The 16,766-nt window shown below is 73.4% G+C and carries 22 protein-coding genes; 19 read left to right on the forward strand and 3 right to left on the reverse strand.

Annotation, left to right across the window (positions count from 1 at the left end; translation table 11 throughout):
* Nucleotides 1-33: 33 nt before the first annotated feature.
* Genes hisH through hisF form a run of 4 tightly spaced genes read left to right on the forward strand, consistent with a single transcriptional unit; the run spans nucleotide 34 to nucleotide 2,628 of the window.
* Nucleotides 34-669, forward strand: a complete 636-nt coding sequence (gene hisH, locus ACFV1W_RS16430; protein WP_380417109.1) for an imidazole glycerol phosphate synthase subunit HisH — start codon at nucleotides 34-36, stop codon at nucleotides 667-669.
* A 20-nt stretch (nucleotides 670-689) separates the two neighbouring features.
* Nucleotides 690-1,424 (forward strand): bifunctional 1-(5-phosphoribosyl)-5-((5-phosphoribosylamino)methylideneamino)imidazole-4-carboxamide isomerase/phosphoribosylanthranilate isomerase PriA, encoded by a 735-nt coding sequence (gene priA / locus ACFV1W_RS16435; RefSeq protein ID WP_030280439.1) that lies wholly within the window; start codon nucleotides 690-692, stop codon nucleotides 1,422-1,424.
* Complete coding sequence (locus ACFV1W_RS16440) at nucleotides 1,421-1,861, forward strand: RidA family protein (protein WP_380417111.1); 441 nt, start codon at nucleotides 1,421-1,423, stop codon at nucleotides 1,859-1,861. The genes priA and ACFV1W_RS16440 overlap by 4 nt, the downstream gene beginning before the upstream one ends.
* The gene (gene hisF / locus ACFV1W_RS16445; RefSeq protein WP_380417113.1) at nucleotides 1,858-2,628 is read left to right on the forward strand and encodes an imidazole glycerol phosphate synthase subunit HisF; all 771 of its coding nucleotides are present in this window, start codon (nucleotides 1,858-1,860) and stop codon (nucleotides 2,626-2,628) included. Before ACFV1W_RS16440 ends, hisF begins: the two co-directional genes overlap by 4 nt.
* Nucleotides 2,629-2,679: 51 nt before the next feature.
* Here the strand turns inward: hisF and ACFV1W_RS16450 are convergent, their stop codons facing one another.
* The 3 genes from ACFV1W_RS16450 to ACFV1W_RS16460 all read right to left on the reverse strand — a co-directional run bounded on the left by ACFV1W_RS16450 (nucleotide 2,680) and on the right by ACFV1W_RS16460 (nucleotide 4,879).
* Entirely contained in the window at nucleotides 2,680-3,459 is a 780-nt protein-coding gene (locus ACFV1W_RS16450; RefSeq protein WP_380417114.1) for a VOC family protein, read from the reverse strand.
* Between the two features lie 199 nt (nucleotides 3,460-3,658).
* A complete protein-coding gene (locus tag ACFV1W_RS16455) occupies nucleotides 3,659-4,297 on the reverse strand; it encodes a TIGR03085 family metal-binding protein (protein WP_380417116.1) in 639 nt (212 codons plus the stop codon).
* A 9-nt stretch (nucleotides 4,298-4,306) separates the two neighbouring features.
* Nucleotides 4,307-4,879 (reverse strand): hypothetical protein, encoded by a 573-nt coding sequence (locus ACFV1W_RS16460; RefSeq protein WP_380417118.1) that lies wholly within the window; start codon nucleotides 4,877-4,879, stop codon nucleotides 4,307-4,309.
* A 122-nt stretch (nucleotides 4,880-5,001) separates the two neighbouring features.
* Here ACFV1W_RS16460 and hisI point away from each other — a divergent pair, with 122 nt between their 5' ends.
* The 15 genes from hisI (at nucleotide 5,002) to ACFV1W_RS16535 (ending at nucleotide 16,450) form a co-directional block, all read left to right on the forward strand.
* Nucleotides 5,002-5,373 (forward strand): phosphoribosyl-AMP cyclohydrolase, encoded by a 372-nt coding sequence (gene hisI, locus ACFV1W_RS16465; protein ID WP_380417119.1) that lies wholly within the window; start codon nucleotides 5,002-5,004, stop codon nucleotides 5,371-5,373.
* 39 nt (nucleotides 5,374-5,412) lie between these two features.
* On the forward strand, nucleotides 5,413-6,933 hold the full coding sequence (locus ACFV1W_RS16470; RefSeq protein WP_380417121.1) for an anthranilate synthase component I: 1,521 nt from the start codon (nucleotides 5,413-5,415) through the stop codon (nucleotides 6,931-6,933).
* A gap of 20 nt (nucleotides 6,934-6,953) precedes the next feature.
* Entirely contained in the window at nucleotides 6,954-7,415 is a 462-nt protein-coding gene (locus tag ACFV1W_RS16475) for a Uma2 family endonuclease (protein WP_380417123.1), read from the forward strand.
* A 26-nt stretch (nucleotides 7,416-7,441) separates the two neighbouring features.
* Nucleotides 7,442-8,047: a TIGR02234 family membrane protein gene (locus tag ACFV1W_RS16480; RefSeq protein WP_380417125.1), complete on the forward strand. Its 606-nt coding sequence runs from the start codon at nucleotides 7,442-7,444 to the stop codon at nucleotides 8,045-8,047.
* A 147-nt stretch (nucleotides 8,048-8,194) separates the two neighbouring features.
* Nucleotides 8,195-8,470, forward strand: coding sequence for an HGxxPAAW family protein (locus ACFV1W_RS16485; RefSeq protein ID WP_380417127.1), 276 nt, complete (start codon nucleotides 8,195-8,197; stop codon nucleotides 8,468-8,470).
* Between the two features lie 145 nt (nucleotides 8,471-8,615).
* Nucleotides 8,616-9,056 carry a DUF2752 domain-containing protein gene (locus ACFV1W_RS16490; RefSeq protein ID WP_380417129.1) on the forward strand — a complete coding sequence of 147 codons (441 nt, stop codon included), beginning with the start codon at nucleotides 8,616-8,618 and terminating at the stop codon, nucleotides 9,054-9,056.
* Nucleotides 9,057-9,268: 212 nt separating this feature from the next.
* A complete protein-coding gene (gene trpC, locus ACFV1W_RS16495; RefSeq protein ID WP_030281917.1) occupies nucleotides 9,269-10,075 on the forward strand; it encodes an indole-3-glycerol phosphate synthase TrpC in 807 nt (268 codons plus the stop codon).
* Nucleotides 10,076-10,084: 9 nt separating this feature from the next.
* Entirely contained in the window at nucleotides 10,085-10,234 is a 150-nt protein-coding gene (trpM, locus tag ACFV1W_RS16500) for a tryptophan biosynthesis modulator TrpM (protein WP_380417131.1), read from the forward strand.
* 50 nt (nucleotides 10,235-10,284) lie between these two features.
* Nucleotides 10,285-11,535 carry a tryptophan synthase subunit beta gene (gene trpB, locus ACFV1W_RS16505; RefSeq protein ID WP_380417133.1) on the forward strand — a complete coding sequence of 417 codons (1,251 nt, stop codon included), beginning with the start codon at nucleotides 10,285-10,287 and terminating at the stop codon, nucleotides 11,533-11,535.
* Nucleotides 11,535-12,362, forward strand: coding sequence for a tryptophan synthase subunit alpha (gene trpA / locus ACFV1W_RS16510; protein WP_380417135.1), 828 nt, complete (start codon nucleotides 11,535-11,537; stop codon nucleotides 12,360-12,362). Before trpB ends, trpA begins: the two co-directional genes overlap by 1 nt.
* Nucleotides 12,363-12,573: 211 nt before the next feature.
* Nucleotides 12,574-12,819: a hypothetical protein gene (locus tag ACFV1W_RS16515; RefSeq protein ID WP_380417137.1), complete on the forward strand. Its 246-nt coding sequence runs from the start codon at nucleotides 12,574-12,576 to the stop codon at nucleotides 12,817-12,819.
* A 98-nt stretch (nucleotides 12,820-12,917) separates the two neighbouring features.
* Nucleotides 12,918-13,466, forward strand: coding sequence for a MauE/DoxX family redox-associated membrane protein (locus ACFV1W_RS16520; RefSeq protein WP_380417139.1), 549 nt, complete (start codon nucleotides 12,918-12,920; stop codon nucleotides 13,464-13,466).
* 62 nt (nucleotides 13,467-13,528) lie between these two features.
* Complete coding sequence (locus ACFV1W_RS16525; RefSeq protein WP_380417141.1) at nucleotides 13,529-14,392, forward strand: DsbA family protein; 864 nt, start codon at nucleotides 13,529-13,531, stop codon at nucleotides 14,390-14,392.
* 118 nt (nucleotides 14,393-14,510) lie between these two features.
* On the forward strand, nucleotides 14,511-15,566 hold the full coding sequence (gene lgt, locus ACFV1W_RS16530; protein ID WP_380417142.1) for a prolipoprotein diacylglyceryl transferase: 1,056 nt from the start codon (nucleotides 14,511-14,513) through the stop codon (nucleotides 15,564-15,566).
* A gap of 161 nt (nucleotides 15,567-15,727) precedes the next feature.
* Complete coding sequence (locus tag ACFV1W_RS16535; protein WP_380417221.1) at nucleotides 15,728-16,450, forward strand: VIT1/CCC1 transporter family protein; 723 nt, start codon at nucleotides 15,728-15,730, stop codon at nucleotides 16,448-16,450.
* The last annotated feature ends 316 nt before the right edge of the window (nucleotides 16,451-16,766 follow it).

A 16,766-nucleotide genomic window follows, 5' to 3' on the forward strand; every position in this document is an offset into this window, starting at 1 on the left:
GCCCGGCCCTGTAGAGAGACTGGACACCTGAACATGGGCAAGAACGTCGTCGTCCTCGACTACGGCTCCGGCAACCTCCGCTCCGCGCAGCGCGCCCTGGAACGGACCGGGGCGACCGTCACGGTCAGCTCCGACTACGACACCGCGATGGCCGCGGACGGCCTGCTCGTCCCCGGTGTGGGCGCCTTCGAGGCGTGCATGCGCGGGCTGAAGTCGGTCCGCGGGGACTGGATCATCGGCCGCCGGCTGTCCGGGGGCCGCCCGGTCATGGGCATCTGCGTCGGCATGCAGATCCTCTTCGAGAAGGGCGTCGAGCACGGCATCGAGACGCCCGGCTGCGACGAGTGGCCCGGCACCGTCGAGCCGCTGGACGCCCCGGTCGTCCCGCACATGGGCTGGAACACGGTGGACGCGCCCGAGGGCAGCCGGATGTTCGCCGGCCTGGACGCGGAGACCCGCTTCTACTTCGTGCACTCCTACGGGGTGCGGCACTGGGAGCTGGAGACCCACAGCGCGCGGATCAACCCCCCGCTGGTCACCTGGGCCACCCACGGGCAGCCGTTCGTCGCCGCCGTCGAGAACGGCCCGCTGTGGGCCACCCAGTTCCACCCCGAGAAGTCCGGCGACGCCGGCGCCGCCCTGCTGACCAACTGGGTCAACACCCTCTGACCGTCTGAGAGTTGCAACTGATGAGCCTGAACAGCCGCCTGGAACTGCTGCCTGCCGTCGACGTCCGGGACGGCCAGGCCGTCCGCCTGGTCAAGGGCGCCTCCGGCACCGAGACCTCCTTCGGCGAGCCGCTGGCCGCCGCCCTCGCCTGGCAGAACGCCGGTGCCGAGTGGCTGCACCTGGTCGACCTGGACGCCGCCTTCGGCACCGGCAGCAACTACGAGCTGCTGCGCGAGGTCACCGGTCAGCTGGACATCAAGGTCGAGCTGTCCGGCGGGATCCGCGACGACGAGTCGCTCGCCCGCGCGCTCGCCACCGGCTGCACCCGGGTCAACCTCGGCACCGCCGCCCTGGAAGCCCCCGAGTGGGTCGCCAAGGCCATCGCCGAGCACGGCGACAAGATCGCCGTCGGCCTGGACGTGGTCGGCACCACCCTGCGCGGCCGCGGCTGGACCCGTGACGGCGGGCAGCTCTTCGACGTGCTGGAGCGGCTGAACCAGGAGGGCTGCGCCCGTTACGTCGTCACCGACGTCAACCGCGACGGCACCCTGACCGGCCCCAACCTGCAGCTGCTGCGCGACGTCTGCGGCGCCACCGACCGCCCGGTGGTCGCCTCCGGCGGCGTCTCCTCGCTGGACGACCTGCGCGCCATCGCCACTCTCGTCGGCGAGGGTGTCGAGGGCGCCATCGTGGGCAAGGCACTCTACGAGCAGAAGTTCACCCTCGAAGAGGCCCTGGAGGCGGTTTCCGGATGACCGATGGTCGGATCGTACGCGGCCGGATCTCCGGTTTCTCCCCCTGGGAGGAGGAGTTCGGCTACTCCCGGGCGGTCGCCGCGGGCGACCACGTGCACGTGGCCGGCTCCACCGCCTGGGTGGACGGCCGGATAGAGCACGAGGGCGACCCGTACCGGCAGACCCTCGCCGCCTTCGGCGTCGGGCTCCGGGCCCTGGCCGCGTACGGTCTGACCGCGGACGACGTGGTCCGCACCCGGATGTACATCACCCACGCCCGCGACGCCGAGGAGGTGGGCCGCGCCCACCGCGAACTCTTCGTCGCCGCACGCCCGGTGGCCACCATGGTGGTGGTCGACGGGCTGATCGACTCCCGGATGATGGTCGAGGTCGAGATCGACGCGTACCGCACCGGGCTGGCAAAGACCCTGGAAGCCCCGGAAGGCAATCAGCCGTGACCCTTGCAGTACGTGTCATCCCCTGCCTGGACGTCGACGCGGGGCGGGTGGTCAAGGGCGTCAACTTCCAGAACCTGCGCGACGCCGGCGACCCGGTCGAGATGGCCAAGCTCTACGACGCCGAGGGCGCCGACGAACTGACCTTCCTCGACATCACCGCCTCCTCCGGCGACCGCGAGACCACCTACGACGTGGTCCGCCGCACCGCCGAGCAGGTGTTCATCCCGCTCACCGTCGGCGGCGGCATCCGGGCCGCCGAGGACGTGGACAAGCTGCTGCGGGCCGGTGCCGACAAGGTCGGCGTCAACACCGCGGCCATCGCCCGGCCCGAGCTGATCCGCGAGATCGCCCAGCGGTTCGGCCGGCAGGTGCTGGTGCTGTCGGTCGACGCCCGGCGCTGCCCCGAGGGCACGGAGACCGCCTCGGGCTACGAGGTCACCACCCACGGCGGGCGCCGGGGCACCGGCCTGGACGCCGTCGAGTGGGCGGGCCGCGCCGCCGACTTGGGGGCGGGCGAGATCCTGCTCAACTCGATGGACGCGGACGGCACCAAGGACGGCTACGACCTGGAGATGATCCGGGCCGTCCGCAAGGCCGTCTCGGTGCCGGTGATCGCCTCCGGCGGGGCGGGCAAGCTCGGCGACTTCGCCCCGGCCGTCGAGGCGGGCGCGGACGCGGTGCTGGCGGCCAGCGTCTTCCACTTCGGGGACCTGCGGATCGGCGAGGTCAAGAACGCGCTGCGGGAGGCCGGTCACCCGGTCCGGTGATTCGGTCGAGAACAGGGCCCGCTGCGGCAGCAGCGGGCCCTGTTCTCCTGCTCAGGACTCCTGCGGCTCGCCCTTGATCAGCGCGAACGGGGCGCCGTTCGGATCCGCCAGCCAGGCGATCCGGCCGACGTTCTCCACGTCCTCGGCCGGCATCAGCACCGAGCCGCCGGCCGCCGTCGCCCTGCCGGCCAGAGCGTCCACGTCCTCGGCGGCGAAGTACGGCGTCCAGGCGGGGGGCTGGCCCTCGCCCATGGTCGGGGCGATGCCGCCGAAGCTGCTCTGCTGCTGGTCGCCCCCGGAGGTGGAGACCACCCGGTAGCTCATGCCCGGGGACGGCTCGAAGGCCTCGACCCGCCAGTTGAACAGGCCCTTGTAGAAGGCGAAGGCGCCGTCCGGGTCGGAGGTGTGCAGCTCGGCCCAGACCAGCGCGTTCGGCTCGGAGACGGAGTCCAGCCCCCGGGTGTTCCCCGCCTGCCAGAGGGCGAACTCGGCGCCCTGCGGGTCGGTGAGCGCCGCGAACCGGCCCTCCTCCATGACGTCCGTCGGCGGGACGCGGACCGTGGCGCCGGACTGCTCGGCGGCCTTGGTGGCGGTGTCCACGTCGGGGGTCAGGAAGTAGGTGGTCCAGGCGGGCCGGGCGTCGGCGTCGAGGTTGCCGAGCGCGGCGACGCGCTTGCCGTCCTGCTGCAGGAAGCCGTAGCCGCCCGCCCCGGGGACGGGCTGGAACGTCCAGCCGAAGACCTTGCCGTAGAAGTCGGCGGTGGCGGAGACGTTCGGGCTGCCCAGGTCGATCCAGCAGGGCGAGCCGACGGGGAAGTCGGTGGTGAGCATGTGTGGTGCTCCTTCGACGGAGAGTGACCGGGGTAGTCCCGTCGGGCGCGCACACGCCCCTCCCCGGCCACCTGCGAGTCTGCACCCGGGCACTGACATCCGCACTTCTGGCCGGCTGCCCGCCGCGTGGGCGGGTCGGACAACTGCCCGTGGCCTGAGCGGGAAGTCGGCCCGGCCGACTTCCCGCTCAGGGAGCGGACTACGGCAGCGGCAGGACGTGGCGGAGGGCCTCGACGGCCTCCGGGGGGCCGTCGACGGTGAGGGCGGTGCGGGCGCCGCGACCGTAGGCGAAGAGGACGAGTTCGGCCGGTTCGCCGGTGAGGCGGACGGCGTGGGCGCCGGCGGGGCCGACGGTGACGGACCGTCCGTCGGGGCGGGCGAGGGTGAGGCGGACGGGGGAGCGGCGGCCCGCCTCGAAGCGGGCGAGGAGGGGGAGCCGGCGCCAGAGTGCCTCGGCGCGGCCCGGAGGGACGGGTTGGGCGGTCCAGTCGTCGCCGGCCCGGGCGACGTCCTCGGCGTGCACGAAGTACTCGACGGTGTTGGCCGCTTCGTCCGCACCGGGGAGGGCGAAGAGGGAGCAGACGGGGGGCCCGGCACGGAAGAGCCGGACCAGTTCCTCGTACGGCCGCTCGGCGTAGCCGTCCTGCACGCGGCGGGTCCAGCCGGCCAGGGCACCGACCCGGATGCCGGGCGCCGCGTCGGCGCGGCGCTCGCGGACCACCAGGTGGGCGGCGAGGTCCCGGGTGGTCCACCCGGCGCAGAGGGTGGGAGCGTCCGGCCCGGCGGCGGTGAGGAGTTCGGCGAGGCGGTGGCGTTCGGCGAGGGCGTGGTTCGACATGCCGTCAGCCTAGGGCCGCAGCTGCCCGGTGAGTTTGGGGCCGCCCTGTTTGTTGCCGGCGGTGAGGGTGCAGCTGTAGTCGCGCCAGCCCTGTCGGTAGTTGGCCATGGCGGGGCCGAACTGCCGGGCGTAGTAGGACTTCCCGTCGCCCTGGTGGGCCTTGGCCGTGGTTTCGGCGTCCTTGCAGCCGTCGCGCATGGCGAGGGCGATGGGGATCTCGCCGCTGAGCCCGTCGGGGAGCTTGAGGTCGGCGATGACCTCGCCGTCGTGGGGGGTGGTGCAGGAGCGCTCCTCGGCCTTGGTGATCACCGGGCTGAGCTGGGGGTGGTCGAAGCAGGTGCCCACCGGGAAGAAGGCGTACGGGGGTTGGGGCCTGGTGGGGGTCGGTGTGGGGGTCGGCGTCGGGGTGGCCGCGGGGGTGGGCGGGGGCGGGGCGGCTGCGGGCTTCGGGTCGTCCTCGGGCCAGAGCAGTACGGTGGCCACCACCGCGAGCAGCACGGCCAGGACGGCGGCGACGGCGATCACCAGGCCCCGGGTCGGACGGGAGGCGGCGGCTTCGGGCGGCTGCTGCTCGGAGGTCATGGGCTGAGGATGGCCCAGTCGGGCCCCGCCCGGCAGGCGGTTGGCGGAACTGACTCCGTACGGGACGTCCGCGAACCGGTCGTCCCGTCCGGCGGCCGCGGCCGGGCTGACACAATGGCCCCATGTCCACCACACCCGCAGCTCCAGGTACCACCGCCCTCGACCCGGCGATCGCCGCCCGCCTCAAGCGCACCGAGGACGGCCTGCTCCCGGCCGTCGCGCAGCAGTACGACACCGGTGAGGTGCTGATGCTGGGCTGGATGGACGACGAGGCGCTGCACCGCACGCTGACCACCGGCCGCTGCACCTACTGGAGCCGCAGCCGCCGCGAGTACTGGGTGAAGGGGGACACCTCCGGTCACGTCCAGGCGGTCAAGTCGGTGGCCCTGGACTGCGACGGCGACACCCTGCTGGTCAAGGTCGACCAGACCGGCGCGGCCTGCCACACCGGCGACCGCACCTGCTTCGACGCCGACGTGCTCCCGCTCGGCTGACCCAAGAACCCGCCCGAACTCCAGAAGGTGCCGCCCCGCATGGACCTCGAAGCCTTCCGCAAGCTCGCCGTCGACACCCGGGTCATCCCCGTCACCCGCAGGCTCCTCGCGGACGGCCTCACCCCGATCGGCCTCTACCGCAGCCTCGCCGAGGAACGGCCCGGCACCTTCCTGCTGGAATCCGCCGAGCAGGGCGTCTGGTCGCGCTACTCCTTCGTGGGCGTGCGCAGCGCCGCCGTGCTGACGACCGGCCCGGAGGGCGGGGCCCGCTGGCTCGGCACCCCGCCGGTGGGCATCCCCACCGACGGCGACCCGCTGGAGGTGCTGCGCGCCGCCCTGGCGGCCCTGCACACCCCGCGCCGCGCCGACGACGGCCTGCCACCGCTGACCGGCGGCCTGGTCGGCTACCTCGGGTACGACATCGTCCGCCGTCTGGAGAAGCTGCCCGACCTCAACCCGGACGACCTCCGGCTGCCCGAGCTGACCATGCTGCTCGCCACCGACCTCGCGGTGCTCGACCACCTGGACGGCACGGTGCTGCTGATCGCCAACGCCGTCAACCACAACGACCTGGCCAGCGGCGTGGACGAGGCCTACGCGGACGCGGTGGCCCGCCTGGACGCGATGGAGGCCGGCCTGCTGAAGCCGGTCGACCCGGGCCTGGCGACCTTCACCCCGGCCGGCCCCGGCGAGGTGCACTCGCCGTTCGGCGGGGCGCCGTACCGGGCCGCCGTGGAGGAGGTCAAGGAGCGGATCCGGGCCGGCGAGGCCTTCCAGGTGGTGCCCTCGCAGCGGTTCGAGGCGCCCTGCCCGGCCTCCGCGCTGGACGTCTATCGCGTTCTGCGCACCACCAACCCCAGCCCGTACATGTACCTGTTCCGCTTCCCCGGGCCGGACGGCGGCGCCGAGGGAGGCTTCGACGTGGTCGGCTCCAGCCCGGAGGCGCTCGTCAAGGTGGCCGACGGCGAGGCGATGCTGCACCCGATCGCCGGGACCCGGCACCGCGGCGCCACCCCGCACGAGGACGCGGCGCTGGCCGCCGAGCTGCTCGCCGACCCCAAGGAGCGGGCCGAGCACCTGATGCTGGTCGACCTCGGCCGCAACGACCTGGGGCGGGTCTGCGAACCGGGCAGCGTCGAGGTGGTCGACTTCATGCAGATCGAGCGCTACAGCCACGTGATGCACATCGTCTCGACGGTGACCGGCAGGGTCGCCCCGGGGCGCAGCGCCTTCGACGTGCTCACCGCCTGCTTCCCGGCCGGCACCCTCTCCGGCGCGCCCAAGCCCCGGGCGATGCGGATCATCGAGGAGCTGGAGCCGACCCGGCGCGGCCTGTACGGCGGCTGCGTGGGCTACCTGGACTTCGCCGGGGACTCGGACACCGCGATCGCGATCCGCACCGCGGTGCTGCGCGACGGCAGGGCGTACGTGCAGGCGGGCGCGGGCGTGGTCGCCGACTCGGACCCGCACGGAGAGGACACCGAGTGCCGCAACAAGGCGGCCGCCGTGCTGCGGGCCGTCGCCACCGCCAATACGCTGCGGAGGCCGGAACTGTCCTGAGGCGTGAGGAGGCGGCCGGGATGGCCGAGGTGCCGTACGACGAGCTGCGCTGGGAGGTCGTGCTCGCCGCCGCCGTGCAGATCAGGGAGGAACTCGGGGGCCGGGGGCGGGTGTTGTCCCAGGTCCTGCTCGACTTCCCGGCCGCGCACGGGCCGCTCGCCCCGGACCTGGCGGTGATCGCCCCGGACGCCGTCCACCACGTCCGGGGCCGGTACGCCGCCTCCGACGTGGAGGCGGTGCTGGAGGTGTCGCACCCGGGCCGGGACCACGCCTGGGCGCGGGCCTGCGCGGAGAGCGGAGTGCCGCTGTATGTGGTGGTCGACCCGGCGGCCGCGGCCTGTACCGTGCACACCGCGCCGGCGCCCGGCGGGGCGTACCACGAGGCCGAGCGGGTGCCCTTCGGCAACGACCTGTTCCTGCCGCTGGGCGGGCGCACGGTGGTGCTGCGGACGGACGGGTTCCCCACCCCGGGTACGGCGTAGCACGTGGCCCGGGGGATAGTGGACGGGTGACCGCTGCAGACCGGACCCCCGCCCCCACCGCTCCCGCCGCGCCCGCGGCCGGCCGCCGCACCCTCGGCGTGATGCTGCTGCTGACCGTGCTGAGTGCCGTGCTGGTGCTGACCGCGGCCGGGCGGGTCTGGGCCGAGGGCCGGGCCGGCACCCTGGACGTGTCCGTCACCGGCGGCAAGATCTCCGAACTGCCCGGTGGGCTGGCCCTGGTGGGCCTGGCCGCGGCCGTCGCGGTGTTCGCGGTGCGCGGCGTCGGGCGGCTCGCGGTCGGCGTGCTGACCCTGCTGGCCGGGCTCGGCGCGGCCGCCGCCTCGGTGGCCGGGGCCTCGGACACCGCCGCGCTGGACTCCGCCGCCTCCGGCAAGCTGGCGCTGGCCGGCTCGACCGCCACCGAGGTGTCGCACACCGCCTGGCCCTGGGTCGCCCTGGCCGGCGGGCTGCTGCTGGCCGTGGCCGGGCTGATCATCCTGCGCCACGGCCGTGGCTGGCCGGCCATGGGCAGCCGCTACGAGGCGCCGACCCGCAAGGCCCCGGCGAAGGCCGACACCCCGGGTGACCTGTGGAAGGCCCTGGACCGCGGCGAGGACCCGACCGCCGTCTGACGCCCGACCGCCCGACCGGCGGGTGTGACGCGATAGACCAGCCACCCGCTTTGGGGCGCCTGTGTGTGGCCCGGCACAATGGAACCCGTCAACCCGCCGGCGGCCCCGCAGGCCCGGCCGGGCCCCGAGAGCCTAGGAGCACCATCGATGTCAGCAGCTGCACACGGTCACAACCCCGCCGCCTGGACCGGCGTCGTCATCTCCTTCGTCGGCTTCGGCATCGCGGGTGTCGCGATGATCCTGCCGTCGCCGCTGCTGGTCTGGGCCGGTCTGGCGGTCGTCCTCGTGGGCGGCATCGTCGGCAAGGCCATGTCGATGGCGGGCATGGGCAAGCAGCCCAGCACCAACGTCTACAAGTCGGTCGAGGAGCAGACCGCGGCGCGCAAGGCGGCCATCGAGGCCCGCACGACCGTCGCCGCCTGACGACGGCCGGTACTCCCGGTACTCCCGGTACTCCCGGTACTCCCGGTACGGACCTCGGACCGCCGAGGATTCGTACACCCGAACGGCGGGCGCGCCACGCCCGCCGTTTCGTTCTGTCCGGGCCCGGCGAGGGCACAATCGGGGCGTGAACGCCGCTCCCACCGCCCCCGCCCCACCGCCCGTGCTGCGCCGGACGGGCCCGCCGCTGGCCGCGCTGGCGGCGGTGGCCGTCCCCGCCGGGTACGTCGCGGTGGTGGACCCGAACGCCCCCGGGCACTACCCCGACTGCCCCTTCCTCGCCGCCACCGGCTGGTGGTGCCCCGGCTGCGGGGGCCTGCGCTGCGTCCACGCGCTGGCCCACGGGGACCTGACCGGCGCGCTGCACGACAACGCGGTGGCCGTCCTGCTGTTCGGCGTCCTGGGGGTGCTCTGGCTGCGCTGGGGCTGGGCCGCGCTGACCCTCGGACCGCCGGTCCGGGTCTCGGTCGGGGCCCGGCGCTGGGCGCTGATCGGCCTGCTGGTGCTGGTGTTCGAGGTGGTGCGCAACCTGCCCATCGGGGCGGGGCTGGCGCCGCCGGTGCTCTGAACGACCCCGGTCGGCTCCCGGCACCGGCGGAAAGCCGGTGGAGGGCCGGTGAAGCCGCAGCTGGGAGCCGTCGCGGGGAGCGTCCCGGTCCGCGAGACGCGTACCGGGCGGATGCGCTGCGCGTCCCGGGTGCCGATACCATCGAAGTGCCGACGGGCCCCCGCCCGTCCGGCTCGCGCTGGCGAACCAGCAGAAATGATGGGGGCTCCTGAGTGAGTGTGCTCGACTCGATCATCGAAGGGGTCCGCGAGGACCTCGCCGAGCGGCAGGCCCGGGTCTCCCTGGACGAGCTCAAGGCGCTCGCGGCCAAGGCCCCGGAGGCCAAGGACGGCGTCGCCGCCCTCAAGGGCGACGGGGTCCGGGTGATCTGCGAGGTGAAGCGCTCCAGCCCGTCCAAGGGCGCGTTGGCCTCGATCGCCGACCCGGCCGCCCTGGCCCGCGACTACGCGGCCGGCGGTGCCGCCGCGATCAGCGTGCTGACCGAGCAGCGCCGCTTCGGCGGGTCGCTCGCCGACCTGGACGCGGTGCGTGCCGCGGTGGACACCCCGGTGCTGCGCAAGGACTTCATCGTCACCGCCTACCAGCTGTGGGAGGCCCGCGCCCACGGCGCCGACCTCGCGCTGCTGATCGTCGCCGCCCTGGAGCAGCCGGCCCTGGTGTCGCTGATCGAGCGCGCGGAGTCGATCGGCCTCACCCCGCTGGTCGAGGTGCACGACGAGGACGAGATCAAGCGAGCGGTGGACGCCGGGGCGCGGATCATCGGCGTCAACGCCCGCAACCTGAAGACCCTGGAGGTCGACCGCAGCACGTTCGAGAACGTGGTGCACGCCATCCCGGACGGCGTCGTCAAGGTCGCCGAGTCCGGTGTGCGCGGCCCGCTCGACGTGATCAACTACGCCAACCTCGGCGCCGACGCGGTGCTGGTCGGCGAGTCGCTGGTGACCGGCAAGGACCCGCGTGCCGCGGTCGCCGACCTGGTCGCCGCCGGCGCCCACCCCGCCGTCCGGCACAAGGACTGACGCGGCCGGATGAAGATCGCCACCCGACTCGCCCCCGGCTGCCGCCCGCGCGGCTGCCGCGCGCCCGCACGCCGGGTGCTGGGGCGTCGGGTGCGGTACGTGATCGGCTGCGAGCCGGGCCAGGTGCCGGGGCGGCGATGGCGCGGGACGTACGGCTGAACCCAGCCGATCAGACGTCACCGTCATCCATCTCCGCAAGGGAAACCACCATGTCCGAGAAGGACTACCCGCCCGGCGCCCAGGTGCCGGACGCCCGCGGCTACTTCGGCGCGTACGGCGGCCGCTTCATCCCCGAGGCGCTGGTCGCCGCGGTCGAACAGGTCGCCGAGGAGTACGAGAAGGCCAAGGCCGACCCGGCCTTCGCCGCCGAGCTCGACGGGCTGCTGAAGGACTACACCGGCCGCCCGAGCCCGCTGACCGACGTGCACCGCTTCTCCGCCGAAGCGGGCGGCGCGCGCATCCTGCTCAAGCGCGAGGACCTCAACCACACCGGCTCGCACAAGATCAACAACGTGCTGGGCCAGGCACTGCTCACCAAGCGGATGGGCAAGACCCGGATCATCGCCGAGACCGGCGCCGGCCAGCACGGGGTGGCCACCGCCACCGCCTGCGCCCTGTTCGGCTTCGACTGCACCATCTACATGGGCGAGGTCGACACCGAGCGCCAGGCGCTCAACGTCGCCCGGATGCGGATGCTCGGCGCCGAGGTGGTCGCCGTCAAGTCCGGCAGCCGCACGCTCAAGGACGCCATCAACGAGGCCTTCCGCGACTGGGTCGCCAACGTCGACTCCACCCACTACCTGTTCGGGACCGTCGCCGGGCCGCACCCCTTCCCGATGATGGTCCGCGACTTCCACCGGATCATCGGCGTCGAGGCCCGGCAGCAGGTGCTCGACCGCACCGGGCGGCTGCCCGACGCGGTCGTCGCCTGCGTGGGCGGCGGCTCCAACGCGATGGGGATCTTCCACGAGTTCATCCCCGACGCCGGAGTGCGGCTGATCGGCTGCGAGGCGGCCGGCGAGGGCGCCGACACCCCCAAGCACGCCGCCACCCTCACCAAGGGCGACCCGGGAGTGCTGCACGGCTCCCGGACGTACGTCCTCCAGGACGAGGACGGACAGACCATCGAGTCGCACTCCATCTCGGCCGGGCTCGACTACCCGGGCGTCGGCCCGGAGCACGCCTGGCTGAAGGACACCGGACGGGCCGAGTACCGGCCGGTGACGGACGACGCGGCCATGCAGGCGCTGCGCCTGCTGTCCCGCACCGAGGGCATCATCCCGGCCATCGAGAGCGCCCACGCGCTCGCCGGCGCCCTGGAGCTGGGCCGCGAGCTCGGGCCGGAGGCGGTCGTCCTGGTCTCGCTCTCCGGGCGCGGGGACAAGGACATGCACACCGCGGCCCAGTACTTCGGGCTGTACGACGAGCCGGCCGGCGACCGGGCCGAGGGGGGTAAGTGATGATGGCTTCGAAGCTCACGGCCAGCAAGCTCAGTGTCCGTCTGGCGGCCGCCGGGGCCGAGGGCCGGGCCGCGCTGATCGGCTACCTCCCGGCCGGGTTCCCCACCGTCGACAGCGGGATCCGGGCGGTCGGCGCGCTGATCGAGGGCGGCTGCGACGTCGTGGAGATCGGGCTGCCGCACTCCGACCCGGTCCTGGACGGCGCCGTCATCCAGACCGCCGACGACATCGCGCTGCGCGGCGGGGTGCGGATCAAGGACGTGCTGCGCACCGTCCAGGAGGTCGCCGCCGCGCACCCCGGGACGCCGGTGCTGGTGATGACGTACTGGAACCCGGTCGACCGCTACGGGGTGGCGCGCTTCGCGGCCGACCTCGCCGCGGCGGGCGGGGCGGGCTGCATCCTGCCAGACCTGCCGGTGGAGGAGTCCGAGGAGTGGCGCAAGGCGGCGGACGAGCACGGGCTGGACACCGTGTTCGTGGTCGCCCCCAGCAGCAAGGACGCGCGACTGGCCGAGGTCACCGCCGCGGGCAGCGGCTTCGTCTACGCGGCCGCGGTGATGGGCGTGACCGGCACCCGGTCGGCGGTCGGATCGCTGGCCGAGGACCTGGTCGCCCGCACCCGGGCCACCACGGACCTGCCGGTGTGCGTCGGACTCGGGGTCTCGAACGCGGAGCAGGCGGCGGAGGTCGCCCGGTTCGCGGACGGGGTGATCGTGGGGTCGGCGTTCGTGAAGCGGATCCTGGAGGCCGGCGACGACGAGGCGGCGGCCCTGGACGGTGTCCGGGCGCTCGCCGGCGAGCTCGCGGCCGGCGTGCGCAGGCGCTGAGGGCTCCGGCTGACGGCCCGCCACCCTCGAAGGGGTGGCGGGCCGTTCCGCTGCGCGGGCCCGGTTCCCCGCCGTCAGCTTCGGGGCGGCCCCGAACGGGTGAACCCTGAAGGCGACACGCATCAGGCGGGGTTGACCGGCGTTGACTGGAGGGACGAGTGCACGGACAACGTGTACGGGGGTAGCCGAGCGAGCGAAGGGGTGAGCGCCGGTGGCGGGTCTTCATCGGGCCGTGCTGCTGCGGGCGGCGGCTGCCGCGCTGGCCCTGGGCGCCGCCGTCGGCGCGCACACCGTCGTGGGGCAGGCGCTGGCCAAGCGGGGGGCCGAGCGGGCGGAGCGGGACGCGGTGGCCTGTGCGGAGGCGGCGCGCTGGGACGCGGCGGAGCGGGCGGCCGGGACGCAGCGCGAGGGGCGGTCGGAGCTGTTCGATCCGGGGCGGCTGCCGGGGTGCCGGTGAGGCAGGGATGTTCGATGGAATCGGACAGAACGTCACTCGTCCGGCTTAATTCCTGAATCCGGAGGAACTGCCCTTCATCCCTTACGGTTCATCAGGAAGTGAACGAGTTTCCCGACGGGGGTTCCCTGATGGCCGGCCCGGCAGTGCAGCCAGGTGACTCCGCACCCGAGTCGTCGGTGCGGCAGCCGCTGCCGGTCTGGAGCGAGTGGGTGGGCACGGCCGCGCGGCTCGGCCTGGCGGTGGTCTGGGGGTGGGCCGGGCTGGCCAAGATCGCCGATCCGGCGGAGGCCGCCCAGGCCGTCCGGGCGTACGAGATCCTTCCCGAGGGCCTGGTCAAGCCGATCGGCTACGGGCTGCCCTTCCTGGAGCTGGCGCTGGCCCTGCTGCTGGTGACCGGGATCGGGGTCCGGCTGGTGGCCGGGGTCTCCGCGCTGCTGCTGCTCACCTTCGTCTCCGGGATCGCCTCGGCCTGGGCGCGCGGCATCTCGATCGACTGCGGCTGCTTCGGCGGCGGCGGGCACGTCGACGCCTCGCAGACCGAGTACCTCCAGGAGATCCTGCGCGACACCGGGTTCCTGCTGCTGGCCGGGTGGCTGCTGTGGCGGCCCCGCACCCGGCTCTCGGCCGACGGCTGGCTGGCGAGCTGAACCGTCCGGCCCCTCCCATCCCCGCACCAGACGAAGGCTCCCCGACCGTGGATGTCAACGCAATGAGCGAGAAGAACCGAGAAGGCAAGCGCACCGCCCGCGAGCGGATGCTGGAGCAGCGGGCGGCCGAGGAGGCCACCTCCCGGCGCAGGAAGAAGCTGATCGTCGGCGGGGCCGTGTTCGCGGTGATCGTCGCCGCGGTGGCCACCGGCGTCGTGGTCCAGAACCAGCGCTCCAAGCCGGAGACCCCGACCGCCGCCCCGGCCGGGACGACCGGCGACAAGAACCTGGTGGTCCCGGTCGGCGCGAGCAATGCGCCGTCCGTCCTCACGGTGTACGAGGACCCGCGCTGTCCGGCCTGCGGCATGTTCGAGCGTGAGTTCGCGGCGACCATCGACCAGCTGGAGGACGCCGGGAAGATCTACACCAACGCCCACATCGTCTCCTTCATCGACCGGTCGCTGCCGGGCAAGGGCTCCAAGAACGGCGCCAACGCGCTGGGCTGCGCCCAGGACGCCGGGCACTTCCGGGACTTCCACGACGTGCTGTACCGCAACCAGCCGGACGAGACCAACGACGCCTTCGGCAACAAGGCGGTGCTGCTCAACCTGGCGAAGCAGGTGAACGGGCTGGACACGCCCGAGTTCCAGGCCTGCGTCAACGACAACAAGTACGGCGGGTGGGTGTCGGCGGTGCAGCAGGACTTCGACAAGTCCAGCTACAAGTCGACCCCGACCGTGCTGCTCAACGGCAAGCCGATCTACCCGAAGAACGGCGACGAGGACATCACCCCGGCGAACCTGGTGAAGTGGGTGGACGCCGCCAACCAGGGCAAGCAGCTGGGCACGGCGGGCTCGAACGGGCAGACCCCGGCGCCCACCGCCGCCGCTTCGGAGGCCAACAACCCGTCACCGACGGCGGGCTGAGCCGCCGCGCCGCCGTCGCCCCGTCCCGGCGGGAGGGGGCGACGGCCTCCGTTGTTCGGTTTCTGTGACCCCGGGGGTGCCCGAGGGGGGTGCCGGACCCTGTAGCGTCGGAACTGCCATGGATATCGCCTACATTCCCAGCCCGTCGCGGGGCGTCCTCTACCTCGGACCGATCCCGCTGCGCGCCTACGCCTTCTGCATCATCCTCGGGGTCGTCGCCGCCGTCTGGCTCGGCAGCAAGCGCTGGGTCGCCCGGGGCGGTGCCAAGCACACCGTCGGTGACATCGCCGTCTGGGCCGTGCCGTTCGGCCTGGTCGGCGGTCGGCTGTACCACGTGATCACCGACCACCAGCTGTACTTCGGCGAGGGCAAGAACCCCTGGAACGCCTTCAAGATCTGGGAGGGCGGCCTCGGGATCTGGGGCGCGGTCGCGCTGGGCGCGGTCGGCGCCTGGATCGGCTGCCGCCGCCGGGGCGTGCCGCTGCCCGCGTACGCCGACGCCATCGCCCCGGGCATCGTGCTCGCGCAGGCGATGGGCCGCTGGGGCAACTACTTCAACCAGGAGCTGTACGGGCGGGCGACCACGCTGCCGTGGGGCCTGGAGATCCACAAGACGCTGCCCGACGGCGAGGTGGTGAACGGCGTCTTCCACCCGACCTTCCTCTACGAGTCGATCTGGGACCTGGCCGTCGTGCTGCTGGTGATCTGGGCCGACCGGCGCTGGAAGCTGGGGCACGGCCGGGCCTTCGCGGTGTACGTGGCCGCGTACACGGTGGGCCGGTTCTGGACCGAGTGGCTGCGCATCGACGAGGCGCACGTCTACTTCGGCCTGCGGCTCAACGACTGGACGTCGATCGTGGTGTTCATCGGCGCCGTGACGTACTTCGTGGTCGTCGGGAAGAAGCGGCCCGGGCGCGAGGACCCGGCGAGCATCGACCCGGCGGCGCACGCCGAGGCGGAGCAGACCGAGGAGGAGCCGGCCGGGAAGAAGGCCGCCGACGAGAAGGCCGCCGGGGGCAGGGCGAAGGGCGAGGAGCCGAGCGAGACGGTGGACGGGGAGAAGCCGTCCCGGATCGTGGACGGCGACGGGGGCGGGGAAGCGGAACCGCAGCCGGCCGTCACGGCCTCCACGGTGGCCGAGAAGACCGGCAAGGACGCCGAGAACCCCGTCTGAGCAGGCACTTCCGCTGACTGAGGCTGCCCTTCGCGAGACTTGCGAAGGGCAGCCTCAGCATCGTTCGGGAAGCCTTATCTTGCTGGAAATGCCCAGGTCAGGCGGGCTACCTTCGGGGCGACGAACGAAGACGGAGGGGTAGAACCGTGACTGCGAGCACCCTGGAAGCCGAGCCGGCCCAGCACCCGCGGATACCCGCGGCCGACCACCACCGGGACGTCAACGGCGGCTGGCTGCGGCCCGCGGTGTTCGGCGCGGTGGACGGCCTGGTGTCCAACTTCGCGCTGATGACCGGCGTGGTCGGCGGGGCGGCGTCCAACGGCACGGTGATCCTCACCGGGCTGGCGGGCCTGGCGGCCGGCGCCTGCTCGATGGCGGCGGGGGAGTACACCTCGGTGGCCTCGCAGCGGGAGCTGGTGCAGGCCGAGATCGAGGCCGAGCGGCTGGAGCTGAGCCGCAACCCGCACGGCGAGCTCGCCGAGCTGGCGCAGCTGTACGTCTCGCGCGGGGTCGAGCCGGAGCTCGCCCACGAGGTGGCCCGGCAGCTGTCCCGGGACCCCGAGCTGGCGCTGGAGATCCACGCGCGGGAGGAGCTGGGGATCGACCCCACGGACCTGCCCTCGCCGCTGGTCGCGGCCGGCTCGTCCTTCCTGTGCTTCGCGCTCGGTGCGCTGCTGCCGCTGCTGCCGTACCTGCTGGGGGCCGCGTCGCTGCTGCCCGCGGTGGTGCTCGCGGCGCTCGGCCTGTTCGGCTGCGGCGCCGTGGTGGCCCGGGTGACGGCCCGCAGCTGGTGGTTCAGCGGGCTGCGGCAGCTGGTGCTGGGCGGGGCCGCGGCCGGTGTGACGTACCTGCTCGGCGTGCTGATCGGCGGGCACGTCGGGTAGTCGGTGGTCCGCGGACGGCCGCCGGACGGCCGACGGAACTGCATGGTTATGCCGCGCAGTGCGTGACGTTTCACACATGGACGTGGCGCGCTGCCCGGCATCGTCTCATCATCCGGCGCTCGCAGCCGCGGATTCGCATCCGCCGGGCCCCCTCCCGGAATGGATTCCCAGGCGTCCATGATCGGCCTTTGTGGCGATCCGGTTTCGCCCCTGTTTCGGGCCGAGGGTCGTTGGGCACAATCGTCGGGACGTGCACTGTGGCACGTCCTCTTCTTCCAGTCCCCTGACCTGCGCGTCCGTCCCGGCATGTGGACGG

This window comes from Kitasatospora sp. NPDC059648 (assembly GCF_042734825.1).
GTDB lineage: Bacteria > Actinomycetota > Actinomycetes > Streptomycetales > Streptomycetaceae > Kitasatospora.